Origin of the sequence: Aeromonas sp. s4, from assembly GCF_040907855.1 — a bacterium.
Classification (GTDB): domain Bacteria; phylum Pseudomonadota; class Gammaproteobacteria; order Enterobacterales; family Aeromonadaceae; genus Aeromonas; species Aeromonas caviae.
In genome coordinates this window covers 33,353-52,164 of sequence record NZ_JBFOCP010000040.1, presented here as the reverse complement: position 1 = coordinate 52,164, position 18,812 = coordinate 33,353, and the positions used below count along the sequence as shown (strand labels likewise).

At 62.9% G+C, this 18,812-nt stretch carries 15 protein-coding genes; 7 read left to right on the top strand and 8 right to left on the bottom strand.

All coding sequences use genetic code 11. The features are described 5' to 3' along the window. Nucleotides 1-174 precede the first annotated feature (174 nt). Nucleotides 175-804, top strand: coding sequence for a 3'-5' exonuclease (locus AB5Y89_RS13290; protein ID WP_319896357.1), 630 nt, complete (start codon nt 175-177; stop codon nt 802-804). 192 nt (nt 805-996) lie between these two features. On the opposite strand, the gene AB5Y89_RS13285 is transcribed toward AB5Y89_RS13290, so the two are convergent. From AB5Y89_RS13285 to AB5Y89_RS13275, 3 genes are all read right to left on the bottom strand, one after another. Beyond that, nucleotides 997-1,677, bottom strand: coding sequence for an SDR family oxidoreductase (locus tag AB5Y89_RS13285; protein WP_043155851.1), 681 nt, complete (start codon nt 1,675-1,677; stop codon nt 997-999). Nucleotides 1,678-1,695: 18 nt separating this feature from the next. After that, nucleotides 1,696-2,325, bottom strand: coding sequence for a TIGR04219 family outer membrane beta-barrel protein (locus AB5Y89_RS13280; protein WP_368223963.1), 630 nt, complete (start codon nt 2,323-2,325; stop codon nt 1,696-1,698). A gap of 92 nt (nt 2,326-2,417) precedes the next feature. Further along, nucleotides 2,418-2,858, bottom strand: coding sequence for a copper chaperone PCu(A)C (locus AB5Y89_RS13275; RefSeq protein ID WP_134997075.1), 441 nt, complete (start codon nt 2,856-2,858; stop codon nt 2,418-2,420). 89 nt (nt 2,859-2,947) lie between these two features. Between AB5Y89_RS13275 and AB5Y89_RS13270 the strand changes: the two genes are divergently transcribed. After that, nucleotides 2,948-3,697 (top strand): enoyl-CoA hydratase-related protein, encoded by a 750-nt coding sequence (locus AB5Y89_RS13270; RefSeq protein ID WP_201970080.1) that lies wholly within the window; start codon nt 2,948-2,950, stop codon nt 3,695-3,697. A 2-nt stretch (nt 3,698-3,699) separates the two neighbouring features. On the opposite strand, the gene AB5Y89_RS13265 is transcribed toward AB5Y89_RS13270, so the two are convergent. Next, on the bottom strand, nt 3,700-4,128 hold the full coding sequence (locus AB5Y89_RS13265) for a DUF2753 family protein (RefSeq protein WP_010672859.1): 429 nt from the start codon (nt 4,126-4,128) through the stop codon (nt 3,700-3,702). Nucleotides 4,129-4,413: 285 nt separating this feature from the next. Between AB5Y89_RS13265 and AB5Y89_RS13260 the strand changes: the two genes are divergently transcribed. Continuing rightward, nucleotides 4,414-5,088, top strand: a complete 675-nt coding sequence (locus AB5Y89_RS13260; protein WP_043155848.1) for a CatB-related O-acetyltransferase — start codon at nt 4,414-4,416, stop codon at nt 5,086-5,088. 48 nt (nt 5,089-5,136) lie between these two features. On the opposite strand, the gene AB5Y89_RS13255 is transcribed toward AB5Y89_RS13260, so the two are convergent. Beyond that, nucleotides 5,137-5,844 (bottom strand): ParB-like protein, encoded by a 708-nt coding sequence (locus tag AB5Y89_RS13255; protein WP_368223962.1) that lies wholly within the window; start codon nt 5,842-5,844, stop codon nt 5,137-5,139. A 174-nt stretch (nt 5,845-6,018) separates the two neighbouring features. Between AB5Y89_RS13255 and AB5Y89_RS13250 the strand changes: the two genes are divergently transcribed. The 3 genes from AB5Y89_RS13250 to AB5Y89_RS13240 all read left to right on the top strand — a co-directional run bounded on the left by AB5Y89_RS13250 (nt 6,019) and on the right by AB5Y89_RS13240 (nt 9,744). Next, entirely contained in the window at nt 6,019-7,623 is a 1,605-nt protein-coding gene (locus AB5Y89_RS13250) for an ABC transporter substrate-binding protein (RefSeq protein ID WP_128318329.1), read from the top strand. A gap of 110 nt (nt 7,624-7,733) precedes the next feature. Beyond that, entirely contained in the window at nt 7,734-8,033 is a 300-nt protein-coding gene (locus AB5Y89_RS13245; RefSeq protein ID WP_010672856.1) for a hypothetical protein, read from the top strand. A 151-nt stretch (nt 8,034-8,184) separates the two neighbouring features. After that, the gene (locus AB5Y89_RS13240) at nt 8,185-9,744 is read left to right on the top strand and encodes a methyl-accepting chemotaxis protein (RefSeq protein ID WP_368223961.1); all 1,560 of its coding nucleotides are present in this window, start codon (nt 8,185-8,187) and stop codon (nt 9,742-9,744) included. A 96-nt stretch (nt 9,745-9,840) separates the two neighbouring features. Here AB5Y89_RS13240 and AB5Y89_RS13235 read toward each other — a convergent pair whose 3' ends face one another. Then, nucleotides 9,841-11,061 (bottom strand): DEAD/DEAH box helicase, encoded by a 1,221-nt coding sequence (locus tag AB5Y89_RS13235; protein WP_368223960.1) that lies wholly within the window; start codon nt 11,059-11,061, stop codon nt 9,841-9,843. Nucleotides 11,062-11,207: 146 nt separating this feature from the next. Then, nucleotides 11,208-11,708: a thiol peroxidase gene (gene tpx, locus AB5Y89_RS13230; protein WP_010672853.1), complete on the bottom strand. Its 501-nt coding sequence runs from the start codon at nt 11,706-11,708 to the stop codon at nt 11,208-11,210. 254 nt (nt 11,709-11,962) lie between these two features. Between tpx and AB5Y89_RS13225 the strand changes: the two genes are divergently transcribed. Beyond that, nucleotides 11,963-14,404 carry a zinc/cadmium/mercury/lead-transporting ATPase gene (locus AB5Y89_RS13225; protein ID WP_368223959.1) on the top strand — a complete coding sequence of 814 codons (2,442 nt, stop codon included), beginning with the start codon at nt 11,963-11,965 and terminating at the stop codon, nt 14,402-14,404. Nucleotides 14,405-14,598: 194 nt separating this feature from the next. Here AB5Y89_RS13225 and pulA read toward each other — a convergent pair whose 3' ends face one another. Further along, nucleotides 14,599-18,651 (bottom strand): pullulanase-type alpha-1,6-glucosidase, encoded by a 4,053-nt coding sequence (gene pulA / locus AB5Y89_RS13220; RefSeq protein ID WP_263309278.1) that lies wholly within the window; start codon nt 18,649-18,651, stop codon nt 14,599-14,601. Between the last annotated feature and the right edge of the window lie 161 nt (nt 18,652-18,812).

Genomic DNA, 18,812 nt, shown 5'->3' with positions numbered 1-18,812 from the left:
CTTTTCATAGGAAAGCCCCGAGTGCCACGGCACTCGGGGCTTTTTATATGGCTTTCAGCCATGATGCACAAAAATGCGTCTCCAGCGTGAACCAATGAGATAACTGCATTGCCCTGTACACGGCACGGCTGATTTCCTAGACTGGCGCTCTTTACCCAGCTTGCCCGAGAAGTTATGTCCATCGCCTCAGCCAATACCGTTGTCGTGCTCGACTTCGAGACCACAGGGCTTTCACCCGGACAAGGGGATAGAGCCATCGAGATCGGTGCCGTCAGAATCAAGGATGGCCATATCAGTGAGCGTTTCTCGGCATTGATGAATCCGGGCTTCAGTGTGAGCAGCTTCATCGAGCAATATACCGGGATCAGCAATGCCATGCTGAAACAGGCTCCCCCCTGTAACGAGGTGATGGCGGATTTCGTCGACTTTATCGGTGATGACAATCTGGTCGCCCACAACGCCTCCTTCGACAAGCGCTTTCTGGATGCGGAAATAGAGCGATTGCCGGCGCAATACCGCGGCCAGTTCGCCTGTTCCCTGCTGCTATCGAGGCGCCTGTTTCCCGATGCCCCGGATCACAAGCTGGGTACCCTGGTGCAATACCGGAGCCTGCCCAATGACGGGGTGTTTCACCGTGCCCTGGCGGATGCCGAGGTGACGGCTCACCTCTGGCTTGCCTTGTTGGAAGAGCTGGCGTGTCGACATGGCATTATCGACCCGGACTTTGAATTGCTGCTGACCCTTGGCAAGAAGCCAAAACAGGTGATTCCATCCTTCCTGCGGGAATATGCGACTCGGAAATAATATGTGCCGAGATGCATCATCAATCATCCGTGCCATGTCGGCACTGAATTTACCCGCCTTCACATCCATGATGGCCCGGCGTAAAGAGAGGCAGGCAAGCAGATAATTTAGCACTGCACATCAATGAAAAAGCGCGCCAAATGGCGCGCTTTTTTTCCTTGTCATCTGGCGACGGGGCCGGTTCACGGCGCTTCAGGCATTGCGACCGATAAAGAGATCGGTCACATGGCAGCTGCTTCTCGCGGCCAGCGCATCCAGCATGTAGGCTGCCGCGTCTTCTGGCGTCATGAAACCACTCGAATCCACGTGATCCGAATTCTCCCAGAACTCGCTGCGGATCCCGCTCGGATAGAGGTTCACCAGTCGCAGGGGAGCACTCTTCAGCTCGGCCCGCAAGGATTCGAGAAAGCCGCGCATCCCCCATTTGGAGGCGCAATATAGGCTCTCGTTGGCCTTGCCGGTCTGGGCGGCGGAGGAGAGCACATTCGCCAGCACGCCGCCATTGTCGCCGATGAGGCGCACCGTCTGCTGGGCCACCAGTATGGTGGAGATGAGATTGCTCTCCACCACCCGGCGGATCTGCTCGGCGGTGTAGACACCCACCGGGCCGAACTCGCCGACACCGGCACAGTGGATCACCATGTCGGGCAGGCCGCCCCACTCCACCGCAGCGGCAAAGGCGACATCCACCTCTTCGTGGTGTGCGAGATCGGCGGCAATGCCGATCACCGCCTTGCCGAGCAGCTCCTCCTGCTCCTGCAGTTTCTGGTAACGGCGACCCATCATGGAAACCTGATGGCCGCGTTCAACCAGCCCTATGGTCAGGGCGCGGCCCAGTCCGGACCCCGCGCCAGTCACTATGATGTGGCCCATGTGTGCTCCTCAGGGAGATCAGAAGGTGAATTCACCACCGATGAACCAGCCGTCGATGGTCTGATCGACGCGATCGAAGTCCATCTCGGCCTCACGCCAGCCGGCGCGGATCTTGAGCGGCACGGAAGAGAACTTGTAGGAGCCGCCCAGACGGTAGTCGTAGTTGTCGGCATCCTGCACCCGCATATCGCCAAACGCAGCAAAGCCGGTCCCCGGGATGCGTACTTCACCCCCGGTGTAGGCCATCAGCACATCCTTGTCATAGGAGTAGTGCTGGGTGTTGAAATCACCGTCGTAGCGACGACCGGTCAGACCCAGATCGATCTGGAACAGATCGTTGTTGAACAGGCGATAGTAGAGGCTCAGGTCGTAAGCCAGCAGATCGTTGTTGAAGCTGCCGCCGCTGCTGCTGAAGTCGGACATTTCGAACTTGGCGTCGGGCAGCAGCAGGATGCCGTGCTCCAGTTGCAGGTAGCCGCTCCAGTTGTAGTTCTCGTCGTAGCTGCCATCGGCACCCACGCTGCTGACCTGGCCACTTCCCTGGGCATTCCACAGATCGGCACCCGCCGCAAAACGCCAGTCATTGGCGGCCATGGCCCCATGGCTGAGCAGAGCCATCACAGTGCCGGCAATCAGGGTCTTCTTCATCACTTCGCTCCATTTTGGACTGGAAAGGCCATCATTTTACCCGCTGGGCAAGGAATACCTAGAGTAAAAAGCTGAACAAGCGTCCATAAATGTCAGTGCTTCATCCCTTTCATGGGTTCGACCGGCTTCACGGGCAGGCTCAGTGACAGCGTCTGCCCATCGTCCAGGGTCAGGGTCAGCGGGAAGGGCGTGCCCTGGGACAGGGTATGGATGTCGAACAACATGATGTGCAGGCTGCCGGGCTTGAGCACGGCCTCCCCCTTGGCCGGGATCTCGATACTCTCCACCTGGCGCATCTTCATGACGCCGTTCTCGTGCAAATGGGTGTGCAGCTCGACACGGCCCGCCTCAGGAGACGCTCCCGCCACCAGTTTCACCGGTTTGTCTCCATCGTTCCTGAGCACCATGAACGCCGCCGTGTTCGGCGAGCCAGGGGGCAGCAGGCGCACATAACCATCGACCGCGTCGACCTTGGCCAGGGCCGGGGCGGCCAGAAGCAGTGCCATGGTGGAATAAAACGCACGTTTAAACATGGTTGAAATCCTTTTATGATGTTGTTAAACGAGACAAAGCTTACCCCTGTGGCAAGCTTTTGACAGCCCCCGACAACAAGGATTCAGACATGGCCCTCACAATTCTGGCCGAACAGCAGGACGGCTTGCTCACCCTGACCTTCAATCGACCGGAAAAGCGCAATGCCCTCAACACGGAGACGTATCTGGCGCTGACCGACGCACTGCGCCAGGCCGCCCGGGACGAAGAGGTCCATGTGCTGCTGTTGCAGGGCCAGGCGGAGTGCTTCACCGCCGGCAACGATCTGGCCGACTTTGTTGGCAAGCACGCCCTTGAGCCGGACGATCCCATCCTGCAATTTCTGCACACCCTGGCCGACTTCCCCAAACCGGTGATCGCCGCCGTGGGCGGCCCGGCAGTCGGCATAGGCACTACCCTGCTGCTGCACTGCGACCTGGTCTATCTGGCTGACAACGCCCGGCTGCAGCTGCCTTTCGTCGAGCTGGGACTGGTGCCGGAGTTTGCCGCCAGCCTGCTGCTGCCACGCGCCGTCGGTCACCTCAAGGCGGCGGAACTGTTGCTGCTGGCAGAGGCCATCGATGGAGAAGAGGCGCTGCGTCTCGGGCTCGCCAACCGGGTGCTGGCCCCGGCGGACCTGCTCCCCTTCGCTCGGGAGCAGGGACTGAAACTGGCGGCCAAGCCGCCGATGGCGCTCCAGAAGAGCAAGGCGCTGCTCAAGCAGGAGCTCAAACAGGCGGTGCATTTCGTCATCGACCTGGAAGCGCGCGCCTTCGCCCAGGCCCTGCAAGGGGAAGAGGCGCAAAGCCGCATCGCCAGCAAGCTGCAAAAACGGCGCTGAACTCAGTTGAGACGGAACCGGCCTATCAGCTCGCAGCCCTGCACCCTGTCCTGCACCTGGATAAGCCGGGCAATCTCCGGATTGGGGTGGCGCTTCAAGAAGGAGAGCAGGGCAGCGCGACAGCAGCCCAGCTCGCTGATGAGGGATTCGCACTCCCGGTTGGGGCACTGGGGCACCAGGGCGGTGACCAGCTCAGAGGCGAGCTTGAGGTAGCGCAGTTCATAGGCGGGCTCTTCCATGGCACGCCAGAAGTCGGCCATGCGGTGACAGGTGGCGACCCGCATGCTGGCCAGTTCGTCCAGATCCCCGGAGGCCAGCTCATAGACTTCCCCCAGGGCCTGCTGATAGAGGCAGATCGCCGTGCCCAGAGCCCCCATGCCAAGGGCATTCTCCGCCTCCAGCATGTAACGTTGCCAGTTCTGATGTTCCATGTTCCTCTCCTTTGCCGACACGAGTGGAGTCTGTATCATGGCCAATCGAGAACAAATATCAACCAGACCCTTTGTGCTGGTTTTTATAGCACTTGGCAACCTGGGGGCGTCTCGATTACGATCCTCACCCTCGATATTCAACTGCATGCATCACTCATGACGCCTCGTCTCCCTCAAATGCTGGGCTGCTCCCTGCTCTGCATCCCCCGCATGCTGGTCTGGATCTATTAGCTGCGCTCTATCGAACGCCACTAACCAGATCCATCAACAAGAGGGAATACCAAGATGAAACCCTGCAAGCACTGGTCTCAGGTCGAATATCTGCACCTGACTGTGACCAATCCCAACATCTGTCTCAAGGGGAAGCACAGCTACTACTCCGGCGCCTGGGACGGTCCGTTCGAAGACGCCGCCGTACGCTATCTACATGGCGACAGCTTTAGCCGCCATCCCGACACTGGCTGGGAACCGCTATGGCACATCGACAGACTTCACATCGGCGACTACGTGCAGATCGCCGCAGGTGTGAAGATCCTGATGGGGGGCAACCATACCCACAATACCGACTTCATCAGTACTTATCCGTTTCTGGAGATGGAGGCACTCAAGCGCAGTTATCGACCGGCTGGCGATACCCGCATAGGCAATGATGTCTGGATCGGCATGGACACGATGATTATGCCCGGAGTCAGTATTGGTGATGGTGCCATCATTGCAGCGCGCTCGCTGGTCAATCAGGATGTCCCCCCCTACGCCATGGTCGCAGGGACGCCCGCCAAAGTCCTGCGAATGCGTTTCGGCGATGACGACATCGTGCGACTGCAGGCGCTGGCCTGGTGGGACTGGCCCGATGAAAAGGTACAGGCGCTGCTCCCCTGGATCCAGCAAGGGGAAGTGTCCCTGCTAGAGCAAGCGGCCAAGCAGTGGCAAGAGCATTCGAGCCCACTCACTGGGCGCTGAATACAAAAAGGGCGACCCGGTGTCGCCCTCTCTTGTGAATATATTTGCTCATTTCGCAATTTGTGACGGATTGACGCGACACTGCTTGCCGGGGTAACCAGGCAGATCCGCCGCCTTGCTGCTGCACGCCAGCCGTTTGGCTTCGGCGAGGCGATCCGCGAGGTTGACCTCATCGATCGGCTGCCAGGCCATCTGCTGGCCGAGCCAGCTGGCCCAGGCGAACTCGACGAAGTAGACCTGATCCTTCTTGCTGAAGTAGCCCGCATCCTGCAACAGCCCCGCCAGGGTGCGGTAGGGGTAATCCGGCAATTCACCGATATGACCGGGCAACTGCTCGGGAGTCAGGGGTTGACCCCGTTCATCCTTGAGCCAGGCCCAGTGGTTGTTCTGCATCTGGCTCCAGAAATTGGCCCTGTCCTGCAACCGTGCAATCACCTTGACCCTGACCTGCTTCACCCCTTGCTGCCACAGCGCCTTGGTCAGGTGGTGCCTGTCCACCAGCCAGTAACCCCCATCCGGCGCGATGACGATGGGGATCTCTTTCTTTTTCATCAGTTTGTCGAGCTGCTTCTCGCTCTTGTCCGCCAGCTCCCGGGCAGTGGTATCCACCTGCAACTGCCCCACACCGCCCTGGGTGGGGTGCAGCGCCTCGATGTTCACCTCGCACCAGCTTCCCACCGGGCTGCTCTTCTCGCACGGGGCCAACGCCCAGGCGCCCTGGCTAAGCACGCAGGCCAACAAGATCCATGCTCTCATCATTCTCTCCTTTTCCTGGCGCTCACGGCGCCCCTTCGTTGACAGCCGCATCGGATATCAATGGGACTCATGCTGGCGGTCTGACCAGCAAAGGGGATATCATGATTTCCCATCTGCCGGCGATGCATTCTCGCCGAGTTTTCTCCCCGCTTCACACATTTTGAAGGATTCACCATGAAAGGATGGAGCCCCCTGCTGGCCCTGCTGGGCTGTGCCTGCGTCCAGGCTGCCGATGTGCCACCCGGCACCCCACTCGCCGCCGAGCAGGCCGTCGTCCGTCATCTCAAGGATGAACCGGCGAGCCTGAGCCCTCTCAAGCTGGTGGGACTGCCGGAGCTGCAGGTCCTCAGAGACCTTTACGAGGGGCTGCTGACCCAGGGGCCGGACGGCAAGGTGCTGCCCGGGGTGGCATCCCGCTGGGACAACGAGGGGAACCAGACATTCACCTTCCACCTGAGGCCGGATGCCCGCTGGTCCAACGGCGACCCCGTGCGCGCCGCCGACTTCGTCTATGGCTGGCGCAAGCTGGTTGACCCCAGGGAAGCCGCCACTTTCGCCTGGTTCGCCCAGCTCGCCCGCTTCGACAAGGTGGACGACATAGTGGCAGGCAAGCTGGCCCCCGATGCGCTCGGGGTGGAGGCCGTCGATGACCATACCCTGAAGGTGACCCTCTCCCAGCCGGTGCCCTATTTCCTGAGCCTGCTGACCCATCCCAGCCTGTCGCCCCTGCACCGGGCCAGCATGGAACAATATGGCAACCAGTGGACCCAGCCCGGCAAGCTGGTGGGCAACGGCGCCTTCGTGCTGAGTCACCGGGTGGTGAACGAGAAACTGGAGCTGACGCCCAATCCCTACTACTGGGATCGCGCCCACACGGTGCTGACCCGCGTCACCTTCGTGCCCATCAACCAGGAGAGCGCGGCCACCCACCGCTATCTGGCCGGGGACCTGCACATCACCGAATCCTTCCCCAAGGAGCAGTACCAGAGCCTGATGGCCCAGATCCCGGGGGAGGTCTATACCCCGGAACAGCTCGGCACCTACTACTACGCCTTCAACACCCAGCGCCCGCCCCTCAATGATGTGCGGGTGCGCCAGGCGCTCTCCTACACCATCGACAGGGGTCTGATTGCCGACAAGGTGCTGGGCACCGGGGAGAAACCGGCCTACCACTTCACCCCGGACGTGACCGCCGACTTCGACCCCAAGCCCAATCTGCTCTCCACCAGTAGTCAGCAGGCGCTGGACGAGCGTGCCAGAGCCCTGCTGAAAGAAGCGGGCTACGGCCCAAGCAATCCTCTCAAGCTGACCCTGCTCTACAACACGGCAGAAATTCACAAGAAGATGGCGCTGGCCATCGCCAACCTGTGGAAACAGAAGCTGGGGGCCCGGGTCGAGCTCACCAATCAGGAGTGGAAGACCTATCTCGACAGCCGTCAAAGCGGCCAGTTCGAGGTGATCCGCTCCTCCTGGGTCGCCGATTACAACGACCCCTCCGCCTTCCTCGGGCTCTGGGGATCGGGCCACAGCGGCAACATGGCCCGGTTCGCCAACCCGGCTTACGACAAGCTGCTGGCGCAGGCGGCCAACAGTCAGGATCCCGCAGAACGGGCCCGCCTGTTCGATGAGGCCGAGGCCATCTTGCAGAAGGAGGCCCCCATCGCCCCCATCTACCAGTACACCAATGCCCGGCTCATCAAGCCCTGGCTCAAGGGGTATCCCATCAACAACCCGGAAGACGTGGCCTACAGCCGTCAGCTCTACCTCGTCAAACACTGAGTCCGGGGAGGGGTCGGGACATCTGACCCCTCCTGGCACTGTTCCTGTTCAAGTTCCCGGCATAAAATGCCGCCTCTTTTCATTCATCAACCCCGTGATCCGATCCTGCCATGCGTGCTCTGCTCCTGATTGCCCTGTTTGTTGCCCTTCCCGCCAAGGCCGCCGATGAAACCGAATGCCGCCAGGCCTTCCTCGAATGGATGTTGAGCCAGCAGAAGCAGTTCAGCGACCGCAAGGCCAGCAAGATGGAGCGGCGCAATGCCGAACGAGCCATCGATCAGGCCCGGGATGCCTTCGCCAAGCAGGAGAGTTTCTGCCAGGCCATGGCCTGGGTCGCCAGCGCAGAAGACAATGACCCCCGCTTCAAGCCGAGGACGGGGGAGATCCACGACTTCACTCCCCGCGGCTGAGCCGCCATCTACGACTTTTTTCAGCCTTTCCCGTGTTGATTTATTGACCCAAGCCAAGGTGGTGTAACAGTCCGCATCTACAATGACGCCGTAACAATCACAAAAATAAAAAATAATTTTATCAGTTACTTGGCTCATTCAGGATGCGCACATGACCACAACCCGGCACGAAGGGGAGATCCGTTTCCCCGATCACATATCACTGATCTCGACCACGGATCCCGCCAGTCACATCACTTATGCCAACCAGCACTTTTGCGATGTGGCGGGCTACAGCGCGACCGAAATGGAAGGGGAGCCCCACAATCTGGTCCGCCACCCCGACATGCCCAAGGCCGCGTTCGCCGACATGTGGCGCCGCCTGCAACAAGGAAAGAGCTGGATGGGGCTGGTAAAGAACCGCGCCAAGAGTGGTCAGTTCTACTGGGTCAACGCCTACGTCACGCCGATTCTCAACGATCAGCAGCAGATCATCGAATACCAGTCTGTCCGCACCCGTCCCCAGGATCACGACATCGCCTGGGCAGAGCAGCTCTATGCCCGGATCCGTGACGGCAAGGCACTGCCCTGGCTGACCCGGCTGACCCTGGAGCCGGGGCAGCTGTGTCTGCTGCTCTCTGGCACCGCCCTGCTCGGCATGGGGGCCAGTCTGGTCACCAGCCAGCCGGGGTGGGGCGTCATCACCCTGCTCTGCTTGCTGGCCCAGATGGGACATGGCTGGCATCTGCAACGGCGGCTGGCCAGACTGCTGGCCACGGCGGGCGAGGAGCAGGGCAGCGCCCTTTGCCAGGTACTCTATGCCAGGCGTCAGGACAGCCTGGCCGCCCTTGAACTGCTGCTGCGCATGAAGAAGGCGGAGCTGCGCGCCGTGGTAGGTCGCAGCGCGGACACCAACCAGCAGATCCTGCAGGCGGCGGAGGATGACAGGGGGCATATCCAGACCATAGACACTCACCTGCAACAGCAGCGGGCCCAGAGCGAGCAACTGGCGGCGGCCATCACCCAGATGAGCCAGTCCATCCGCGATGTGGCTGACAATGCCCACCAGGCCAATGCGCTGGTGGGCGAGGTCCAGCAGGTGTCCGCCAGTGGCCAGCAGGCGCTGGCCACCACCCGGGATTCGGTCGACAGGCTTCATCAGGAGCTGGACGCCAGCCAGGGCGTGCTGGCGCGCCTGACCCAGGACAGCCAGAAAATCAACGGCATTCTGGAGGTGATCGGGCAGATTGCGGATCAGACCAACCTGCTCTCCCTCAATGCGGCCATCGAGGCGGCACGGGCCGGTGAACAGGGGCGCGGCTTTGCGGTGGTAGCCGACGAGATACGGGCCCTGGCCCAGAAGACCCGCAGTTCCACCGGCGAGATAAGCGACATGATAGGGGCGCTGCAGCAGAGCACCCGGCAACTGTCCGATGGCATGGAGCAGGGGGCCCAGACATCAGTGCTCTGCCAGCAGCACATGGGGGCCACCGCCGAGGTGCTCGACCAGATCAACCGGATGCTGGCCCGGGTGACCCACACCAGCGACGAGATAGCTCAGGCGGTGAGCCAGCAGGCGGATGTCACCAGCACCCTGGATCAGGGGATCCACCAGATCCACCAACTGGCGAGCCACACCGCGGACAACAGCCGTCAGGCCCTCGATGGCATCACCCTGCTGGTGGAGCGGCTGCAAAACCTCTCCCGCCTGATCAACCAGTTCCACGACTGACCCCCTTGCCGTGTAGTTTGGCGCGCCCCCGGGCGCGCTGCCGATCTCTCCTCTCCTTCACGACGACAGGCTCCCGCCGGGGGCAAGAAGTCCGTCTCAGGATTTGCCCTTGAACTGCTTGATGCTGCGCTTGCCCTGGGTGCGACGGTTCGCCTGCTTGTCTCTTGGCGCCCGTTTGCTCTCCCCGCTGGCGGGTTTGTCGGTCACCGGGAAACCTGCCAGCGCCGCCAGGGGCAGGGGCCGACCGGTCAGGGCCCGGATCCCCTCGAGCGCCTCCCCATCACCGTGGCAGGTAAGGGAGATGGCCAGACCGCTCTGCCCGGCACGGGCGGTACGACCGATACGATGCACGTAGACGGGCGCATGCTCCGGCAGATCCAGATTGATCACCACGGGCAATGCCTCCACGTGGATGCCGCGCGCCATCAGATCCGTGGCCACCAGCACCCGCACCCTGCCCTCCTTGAAATCCGCCAGCGCCTGCTCCCGCGCGGCCTGATCCTTGTTTCCGTGCAGGGCTGCCACCGTCATGCCAGCCCTGGCGAGTTTCTTGGCCACCCCGTCCGCGTCGTCCCTGGCACTGATGAAGACCAGCACCTGGGGCCACTCTCCGGCCTCCAGCAGGGCGATCAGCGCAGGCACCTTGCTGCTCCTGTTGACCAGATAGAGCCGCTCCTCGATGTCGCTCACCAGGCTGTTGAGCGGCTCGGCCTCGATGCGCACCGGATCCTGCAGCAGGCCCGAGGCCAGGCTCTCCAGCTCGACCGGCAAGGTGGCGGAGAAGAGCATCTGCTGCCGCGCCTCCGGCATCGCCTTCATCAGCCACTGGATATCGGGCCAGAACCCCATCTCCAGCAGGCGATCCGCTTCATCCAGCACCAGCATGCGCAGGGCACCCAGCCCCAGCGTCTGCTGGGCCAGCAAGTCCCGCAACCGTCCGGGGGTCGCCACCAGCAGTTGGGGGCCGAGAGCCAGTTCCCGCTCCTGCCACTCCTGGGCCACCCCGCCACACAGGGTCAGAAGGCGCACCCCCAACCCGTCGGCAATCTCCTGCAGGGCGGCGCTCACCTGGCTTGCCAGCTCCCGGGTGGGGACCAGTACCAATCCCTGTACCCGGTCACTGGCTGCGTCCAGCCTCTGCAGCAGCGGCAGGCCGAATGCCAGGGTCTTGCCACTGCCGGTCCTGGCCAGGGCAAGCAGATCCCGTCCTGACAAGGCTGCAGGAATGGCTAGCTGCTGAATGGGGGTCGGTTTTTCCAGCGCTGCGGGCAGCAGGGGCAACAGGGCGGGGTCAAGGGCGAGTTCGTCAAACGTCATGGGGATCGCAGATACAGGCTGAACGAGGATGTGGAGGCGAAGTCTAGCCAGACCCACCCCATAAGTAAAAGGTTCGGGAGCGCAATAAAAACGGCCTGCCCCGTGTGAACGGGGCAGGCCGTCAGGCAATCAGCCTGTGGCGCGACTTACAGAACGGCCAGGGCGGCGGCGTAGTTCGGCTCGTCGGCGACTTCGGCCACCAGCTCGCTGTGCAGCACCTTGTCGTGCTCATCCAGTACCACGATGGCACGGGCAGCCAGACCCACCAGCGGGCCGGAGGAGAAGGCCACGCCGTAGTCCTGCAGGAAGGAGACGCCACGCAGGGTGGAGAGGTTCACCACCTTGTCCAGACCCTCGGCGCCGCAGAAACGGGCCTGGGCGAACGGCAGGTCGGCAGAGATGCACAGCACGACGGTGTTGTTCAGGGCGCTTGCCTGCTCGTTGAACTTGCGCACGGAAGTGGCGCAGGTCGGGGTGTCGACGCTCGGGAAGATGTTCAGGATCTTGCGCTTGCCGGCGAAAGTCGCCAGGGTCGCATCGGACAGATCGCCAGCAACCAGGGAGAAGGGCTTGGCCTGCTCACCGGCAACGGGGAAGTGGCCGGAGACGGAGACGGGGTTGCCTTGCAGGGTGACGGTATTGCTCATGTTAGGTCCTTGATGATTGATGTGGGATCCAGGGTCCCCAGTATAGGCCCGCCACGGGATGACAAACACCCGCTAATGAAAGGGATTTGGCATCCCTTTGCGTCCCCCCTGCTCCAGGGGCAGATCAGCGGCCACTGTCATGGCCCCGAACAAAGAGGAGAAGAGGGCTTGACCTTGGACTTTACACCAAGGTTTACACTCGGCGCAGTCATCCAGGATCCCGCAGGGGCGGGATCCCTCAAGAGGAACGCATCATGAGCAAATCCTGCTGCAGCCATCAACACGCCGCCGCCCCCATCAAGGCCGTCAGCAAGGCCGCCACCCCACAGGCCGGGCACAGCCACACCAGCCACTGCTGCGACAACGGGGCACAGACCAGTGGTGTCGCCAACCCGACCCGCCACGATCATCAGGGGCAAAGTGGCGCAGACGGCCCGGGTGATGAAGAGCCCCCCAGAGGCGCTTGCGCCACCGACACAGCCCACGGCCACGAACACGACCACGATCACGATCATCATGAGCAGGGGCACGAGCACGCCCACACGGGCGCCGCGACCGAGCCGCCGCTGGCTAGCACCGAGCAGAACAGCCGCCGCCATAGCTGGCAGGTGCTAGGCATGGATTGTCCCAGCTGTGCCCGCAAGATAGAGACCGCCGTCAGCCGGGTGGAGGGCGTACAGCAGGCCCGCGTGCTGTTTGCCACCGAGAAGCTGGTGGTGGATCTGGCCCCCGGCCTCTCCCCCGACCCCGTTACCGCCGCCGTGCTGGCCGCCGGCTTCCAGCTCAAAGGGGGCGCTCAGAACACGGCTCGCAGCGAACCGGGCCGCAGCCCGCTGATGCAGAGAGTCAGCAACCTGCTCGGCAAATACTGGCAGCCCCTGTCGCTCGCCGGCTTGATGGGGATGGCGGCCCTGCTGCCGAACCAGCTCGGTCAGCCGCTGTTTACCCTGGCCACCCTCTGGGGGCTGTGGCCCATCTCCCGCAAGGCATGGGCGCTGACCAGAAGCGGCTCCCCCTTCGCCATCGAGACCCTGATGACGGTCGCCGCCGTGGGGGCCCTGTTCCTCGGTGAAACGGCCGAAGCGGCCATGGTGCTGCTGCTGTTCATGCTGGGGGAACATCTGGAGGCCTACGCTGCCGGCCGCGCCCGCGCCGGGGTCACCGCCCTGATGGCGCTGGTGCCCGACAAGGCGCTGCGCATCCGCACCACTGCCGAGGGCGAGGTGCGCGAAGAGGTCGCTGCCGACCAGCTGCGTCCCGGCGACATCATCGAAATCGCCCCGGGCGCCCGCCTGGCCGCCGATGCCCGCCTGCTCGACCCCCTCGGCGCCTTTGACGAGAGCGCCCTGACCGGCGAATCCATCCCGGTGGAGCGCCGTCAGGGTGACAAGGTCCCCGCCGGCAGCCTGGCGGCGGATCGGGTGCTGCGCCTCGAGGTGGTGTCCGAACCCGGCAACAACGCCATCGACCGCATCCTGCATCTCATCGAGGAGGCCGAGACCCAGCGCGCCCCCATCGAGCGCTTCATCGACCGCTTCAGTCGCTGGTATACCCCGGCCATGATGCTGGTCGCCCTGCTGGTGGTGCTGGTACCGCCGCTCGCCTTCGGCCAGAGCTGGGACGAGTGGGTCTATCGCGGGCTGGCGCTGCTGCTGATCGGCTGCCCCTGCGCCCTGGTCATATCCACCCCGGCGGCGGTCACCTCGGCACTGGCGGCAGCCACCCGGCAGGGTGCCCTCATCAAGGGGGGCGCCGCGCTGGAGCGCCTCGCCCACATCGATACCGTGGCCTTCGACAAGACCGGCACCCTGACCCTGGGCAAGCCGCAGCTGACCGAACTGGTGAGCCTCAATGGCCAGCCGGAGGCCGAACTGCTGGCGCTGGCGGCCGCCATCGAGCAGGGCTCCCACCACCCGCTGGCCCGCGCCGTGGTGACGGCGGCAGGGAAGCGGGGTCTTGCCCTGGCGGCGGCCCAGGATCTGCGCGCCCTGCCCGGCATGGGGGTAGAGGGTCGCATCGACGGCGCCCTCTGGCAATTGCTGGCGCCGAGTCGGGTCGCCTCCCTCGATGACGCAACACGGGGCCGGGTCGCCGCCCTGGAGCTGCAAGGCAAGACAGTCGTGGTGCTCGGTCAGCCCGACGCCGCCCCGGCCGCCCTGCTGGCCCTGCGCGACCAGATCCGGCCGGAAGCGGCTGCGGCGCTGCAAGAGCTCAACCAGCTTGGTCTCAAGAGCATCATGCTGACCGGGGACAACCCCCTCGCCGCCGAGGCGATCGCCACCGAGCTCGGCATGGGCTGGCGCGCCGGCCTGCTGCCGGAGGGCAAGGTCGATGAAATCGCCAAGCTCGGCCTCAGCCAGAAGGTCGCGATGATCGGCGACGGCATCAACGACGCACCGGCCATGAAGCGGGCCAGCATCGGCATCGCCATGGGAGGCGGTACCGACGTGGCGCTGGAAACCGCCGATGCGGCGCTGACCCACAACCAGCTCGGCGGGGTCGCCGCCATGATCCGGCTCTCCCGCGCGGCACTGGCCAACATCCACCAGAACATCGCGCTGGCGCTGGGGCTCAAGGCCATCTTCCTGGTCACCAGCCTGCTCGGCATCACCGGCCTGTGGATTGCGGTGCTGGCCGACACCGGCGCCACCGCCCTGGTCACCGCCAACGCCCTGCGCCTGCTGCGAAAACGCTAGGCCGGCCGTTAACGGTACAACCAACAGCCGCCCCAACGGGGCGGTTTTTTTATTGCCTCGCCCACGAGCAAAGAAAAAGCGCGGCTGCCGGTCGGCAGTCGCGCTTTGCTTACTCTCTCGGTGTTATCCCGCCCTTGGCGAGGCGGAATTCAACCCGGGGCTGCCGAGCCAGCCCCGGGCTCGATGGGAAAGACTTACTTGGCGCTGCACTCCTGGATGATGACGCTGCCCACCTCGCCGGAAGTCTGGGTCGGGTCAACCTTCACCAGGAAGCTCCACAGACCCTGTTCCAGCGTGATGCTGTTGTTGCCCATGCCACCATCGCCGTGCTGGAGCGGGTAAACCTGCTCGGGCTCCAGTGCGATCAGGGTGCCACCGGCATCCTTCACGAAGAACTGCTTGCTCCAGTTGCCATCGTCGTTGGCAAACTTGAAGTCAAAGCTGCCCGCGTAGTTGAAGGCGGCCTGATAGATGGCGAGGTTACCTTCCATCCCCTTGTAGCTCAGCTGGTAGGCCGGCTGGGCGTTCCAGTCGCTCAGACTGCCGCGCACATAGAGCGGGAAGCCGAGCGGATTGCCCGCGACGGTATCCAGCACCTTGCAGCTCTGCGCCGGTTCGGTGTAGCTGACACTCAGGGTGGGCTTGTCCTTGTTCATGGCGGTGAAGACAAACTTGTAGGTGCCAGCCTTCTCCACGTTGAACGGCAGATCCCCGCCATTGGCACAGAGCGTATTGACCTGGCCGGTCGCAAGCTGGTCGGTATCGCTGCACTTGCCGTAATTGACGGGGCCGCTCCACTCGTTGCCAGCGATCTTCACCTGGGTCGACCCCAGCTGATCCGCCGTCACCTCGGTGGTGAACTCATAGATGAAGTTGCCACTGAAGTTCATCTTGTTGACCGGATCCCACTGATTCAGGAAACCGCGCACGAACACCTCGGTGTCACCGAAGGGAGGCAAGGTGCTCAGATCCGTCTTCTTGCTCACCGGCAGCCCCGCGCCCTGGGCACCGCTCTGCGGCTTGACGAACACCGCCGCCGACCAGGCGCCAAGGGTCAGCTGACCGCTGTCATTGGCCGCACCGCTGGCGATGCTGTCGGAGTCACGGTGGGCACCGCTCAGGACCATGCCGGTCAGATCGATGGGCTGATCCTTGCCGTCACGGAAATCGCCGATGCTCTGGGGCTGATTGGTGGCGTTGATCATCACCACCAGGCCGTCGATGGCCGGATCCAGATCCGCACCGGCGCCCACCCCGTCATCCACGCTCATCACGATGAGACCCGGGATCTGCTCAGGGCCGGTGTTGCGGAAGTCGACCCGCTTGATCACCTCGGCGCCGCTGCCAAGACGCAGCAGACGAGAGGATTGACGCAGTTCGGAGAGCTCCTGGTAGAAGTTCACCATCTGATGCATCTCGGCCGAACCCGGCTTGGCGTGCTGGCCGAGCACCTGCTCGATCAGCTCGTAGTTGGCCTCGTCCTTGTCCTTGCGCGGCAGCCCTTTGTCAAAATTATTGTCACTTAAGCCGTAGTCGACCCGGTTGTACCAGTCACCGGAGTCATAGCTGTCCCGCTCCATGGACTTGGAACGCAGCAGCTCGACACCCGCGTGGGTGAAGGGAATGCCCTGACCCAGCATGGCGGTCGCCAGAGAGACCCCCTGCATCCGCACCAGGTCGGCCCCGGCGGGTGCCTTGTACACCAGGTTGTCGAACAGAGTCTGGTTGTCATGCTTGTCGACATAGTTCTGAATTTCGGTCGGATCCTGGGCATAGCCCGCCGGTTGACCGTTGTAGTCGATGTCGGAGCCTTTCTTCGGTATGCCGTCCTTGTCGGTCAGCACGAACTCCTTGAGGTTGCCCGCCATGCCGAGGCGCACCAGATCGGACTGATGCAGGGCGGTGGCGAGATCGACGCCGTCCAGCTCGTTGGCATCCACCAGGGCGCCGTTGCCAAAGCCCTGGGTCTTGCGAATGGCTTCGCCGCCGTCGAACGGGCTGCCGCCGCGCACCGCATCACGCAGCCGGTCGGAGAAGGAGCCGATGCCGGTACCGGCCAGGTGCTTCTGGGTCGCCTGCACGAAGCGCTTGTCATCCTGTACCTCGCCGAAGTTCCACCCCTCGCCGTAGAAGTACATGTCCGGATTGACCTTCTTCACCTCGGCCAGGGCCTGCACCATCTGATCTTTCGGGTGATGGCCCATGAGGTCGAAGCGGAAGGCATCGATCTTGTAGTCCCGCGCCCAGGTGACCAGAGAGTCATCCATCAGCTTGGCGAACATGGCGTGTTCCGGCGCCGTGTTGGAGCAGCAGGTGGAGTTTTCCACCGAACCGGTCTCCGGATTGAGGCGCTGGTAGTACCAGGGCACAATCTTGTCGAGCACGGATTTGGAACCGAGACCCGCTTCGTTGGTGTGGTTGTAGACCACGTCCATCACCACGTTCATGCCGATGTTCTGCTTGATGGCCTGCACCATCTCGCGGAACTCCTTGATCCGGGTCGTCCCCTCCGCATTGGTGGCGTAGGAGCCTTCCGGGGTGGTGTAGTGGTAGGGGTCATAGCCCCAGTTGAAGGAGTCCACCCCGCGCAGGTAGCCGTACAGCTCCTGCACCACGGGGTTTTCCTTGCTGTCGCTGGCTTGCAGATCACCGAGCACGGCTTCGATGGTCTCGCCGCCACCACAGTGGCTGGCAAACCTGGAGTTCTTGACCTCGGGATTGACCTCGCACAGCTTGCTGAAGTCATCACCGATGTTGGCCACCTTGGCCGGATCCTCGTTGACGGTGGCGATGTCGAACACCGGCAGCAGGTGCAGGTGGCTGACGCCGCTCTTGGCCAGGGATTTCAGGTGGGTGACGGGCACGCTGTCGCTGTCGGTCAGCCCGAGGAACTTGCCGCGGTGATCCACCGGCGTCGACTCGTCGTTGCCGGTCAGATCCCGGACGTGGGCCTCATAGATGGTGATGTCGGCGGGGTTCTTCTGGCTGTGGGGCGCCTTGAGGCTGTCCCAGCCTTCCGGCTTGAGGGCCGGATCGTCGAGATCCACCACCTGGCTGAACTCGGAGTTCATCGCCAGGCTCAGGGAGTAGGGGTCGGTCACCTGATAGGATTCCAGCTTGCGGCTGACCGGGTGATAGACCTGGATATCGTAGCGGTAGTATTTGCCGACAAGATCGCTGCCCCCCTGCACGCTCCAGCTGCCGCTGGCCTCGTCCAGGGTCATGGCGCGCTCGCCAAGCGACTTGTGCTGCTCGTCGAACAGCGCCAGCTTGACCGACTTGGCGGTCGGCGCCCAGAGCCGGAAGGTGACATTGCCCCCCTCCACCACGGCGCCGTAGGCCAGCTTGGTGGCCGCTTCGCTGTAAAGGGCATCGAGGGCACCGGCACTCTGTACCAGGGTCGCCCCCTGCAGGATGCCGTCCGCATCGGTCCCGATGGCGACCAGCTCACCCTTGAGCAGGGGCTTGAGATCTTTCCCCGCAGGCAGGGCGAAGGCGGCGGCATCCTTGAGGTGCGGGTATTTGGCCTGTTGCTCTTCGGTCAGGCTGGTCGGGGTCAGCTTGAGGTAGGGGAAATCGAATACACCCTCGCTGTTTGCGGTGATGGTGCCTGACTCTGTGTAGTAGAGGCGCACATAGGGCTTGTCCTTGCCCCCTTGCCAAATCAGGGTGTTGTCGTCGATGAGGTGGGCACTGGCCCCCGCCACGCCGAAGGCGGCTGTGAAGGCTTCCGCCCGGCTGCCGAAGATCTCGTTCTTGCCGGCCACGATGGCCACGGTGCGATCCGGGTGATCACTGAAGACCACCTTCATGTCGCTGCCGGTCAGGTTCGCGAGATCGCCATTGCGGGCGATGAAGTTGATGCAGCCTTCCATCTTGGAGAGCGGCACGACCCAGGCCGGACCAAAACTGTCCGCCGCGGACGGCGTCTTGCTCTTGTCATCCCAACCGGTGTTGAGGCCGCCCTCCGAGGTCGAGTTGCAGGCATCGTTGTTCCACAGGTGCAGGCTGTGGCTGGCGAACGGGCCGGTGACACCGCGCGCCGCGCTGGTCTGGGTATCCACCAGGGCGATGACCGCTTCGTCGGGGCCGGCCGTCAGCAGTTCGGCCGGGGGCTGGACGTTGGGAAGACGAGCGACGGGCTCATCCTGAGGGGCAGGAGCAGAAGAACTGTTGTCGTTACAGCCTGACAAAAGCGCGAGCAGTGAGGCTGTTACCAGCGCCACTTTGGTCTTTTTCATATCCATTTTTTTATAATTCCCGCTGTAGTTAGTCTCGATATCCGAGTACCCGGTCATTGCCGAGCGGTGTCATATTAATCAGCGGGAATTGCCGTAAATGTGAGCGGATGGGCAAAAAAAACCAATCCGCATCAACAAGATAACGTTTTCATAACGAAAATTCGATC

Excerpts from the sequence above, each read along its gene's own strand:
- AB5Y89_RS13290 (WP_319896357.1), top strand. The coding sequence starts at position 175 with ATGTCCATCGCCTCAGCCAATACCGTTGTCGTGCTCGACTTCGAGACC.
- AB5Y89_RS13270 (WP_201970080.1), top strand. The coding sequence starts at position 2,948 with ATGGCCCTCACAATTCTGGCCGAACAGCAGGACGGCTTGCTCACCCTG.
- AB5Y89_RS13240 (WP_368223961.1), top strand. The coding sequence starts at position 8,185 with ATGACCACAACCCGGCACGAAGGGGAGATCCGTTTCCCCGATCACATA.
- AB5Y89_RS13280 (WP_368223963.1), bottom strand. The coding sequence starts at position 2,325 with ATGAAGAAGACCCTGATTGCCGGCACTGTGATGGCTCTGCTCAGCCAT.
- AB5Y89_RS13255 (WP_368223962.1), bottom strand. The coding sequence starts at position 5,844 with ATGAGAGCATGGATCTTGTTGGCCTGCGTGCTTAGCCAGGGCGCCTGG.
- tpx (WP_010672853.1), bottom strand. The coding sequence starts at position 11,708 with ATGAGCAATACCGTCACCCTGCAAGGCAACCCCGTCTCCGTCTCCGGC.
- AB5Y89_RS13250 (WP_128318329.1), top strand. The coding sequence starts at position 6,019 with ATGAAAGGATGGAGCCCCCTGCTGGCCCTGCTGGGCTGTGCCTGCGTC.
- AB5Y89_RS13265 (WP_010672859.1), bottom strand. The coding sequence starts at position 4,128 with ATGGAACATCAGAACTGGCAACGTTACATGCTGGAGGCGGAGAATGCC.
- pulA (WP_263309278.1), bottom strand. The coding sequence starts at position 18,651 with ATGGATATGAAAAAGACCAAAGTGGCGCTGGTAACAGCCTCACTGCTC.
- AB5Y89_RS13285 (WP_043155851.1), bottom strand. The coding sequence starts at position 1,677 with ATGGGCCACATCATAGTGACTGGCGCGGGGTCCGGACTGGGCCGCGCC.
- AB5Y89_RS13275 (WP_134997075.1), bottom strand. The coding sequence starts at position 2,858 with ATGTTTAAACGTGCGTTTTATTCCACCATGGCACTGCTTCTGGCCGCC.
- AB5Y89_RS13260 (WP_043155848.1), top strand. The coding sequence starts at position 4,414 with ATGAAACCCTGCAAGCACTGGTCTCAGGTCGAATATCTGCACCTGACT.
- AB5Y89_RS13225 (WP_368223959.1), top strand. The coding sequence starts at position 11,963 with ATGAGCAAATCCTGCTGCAGCCATCAACACGCCGCCGCCCCCATCAAG.
- AB5Y89_RS13235 (WP_368223960.1), bottom strand. The coding sequence starts at position 11,061 with ATGACGTTTGACGAACTCGCCCTTGACCCCGCCCTGTTGCCCCTGCTG.
- AB5Y89_RS13245 (WP_010672856.1), top strand. The coding sequence starts at position 7,734 with ATGCGTGCTCTGCTCCTGATTGCCCTGTTTGTTGCCCTTCCCGCCAAG.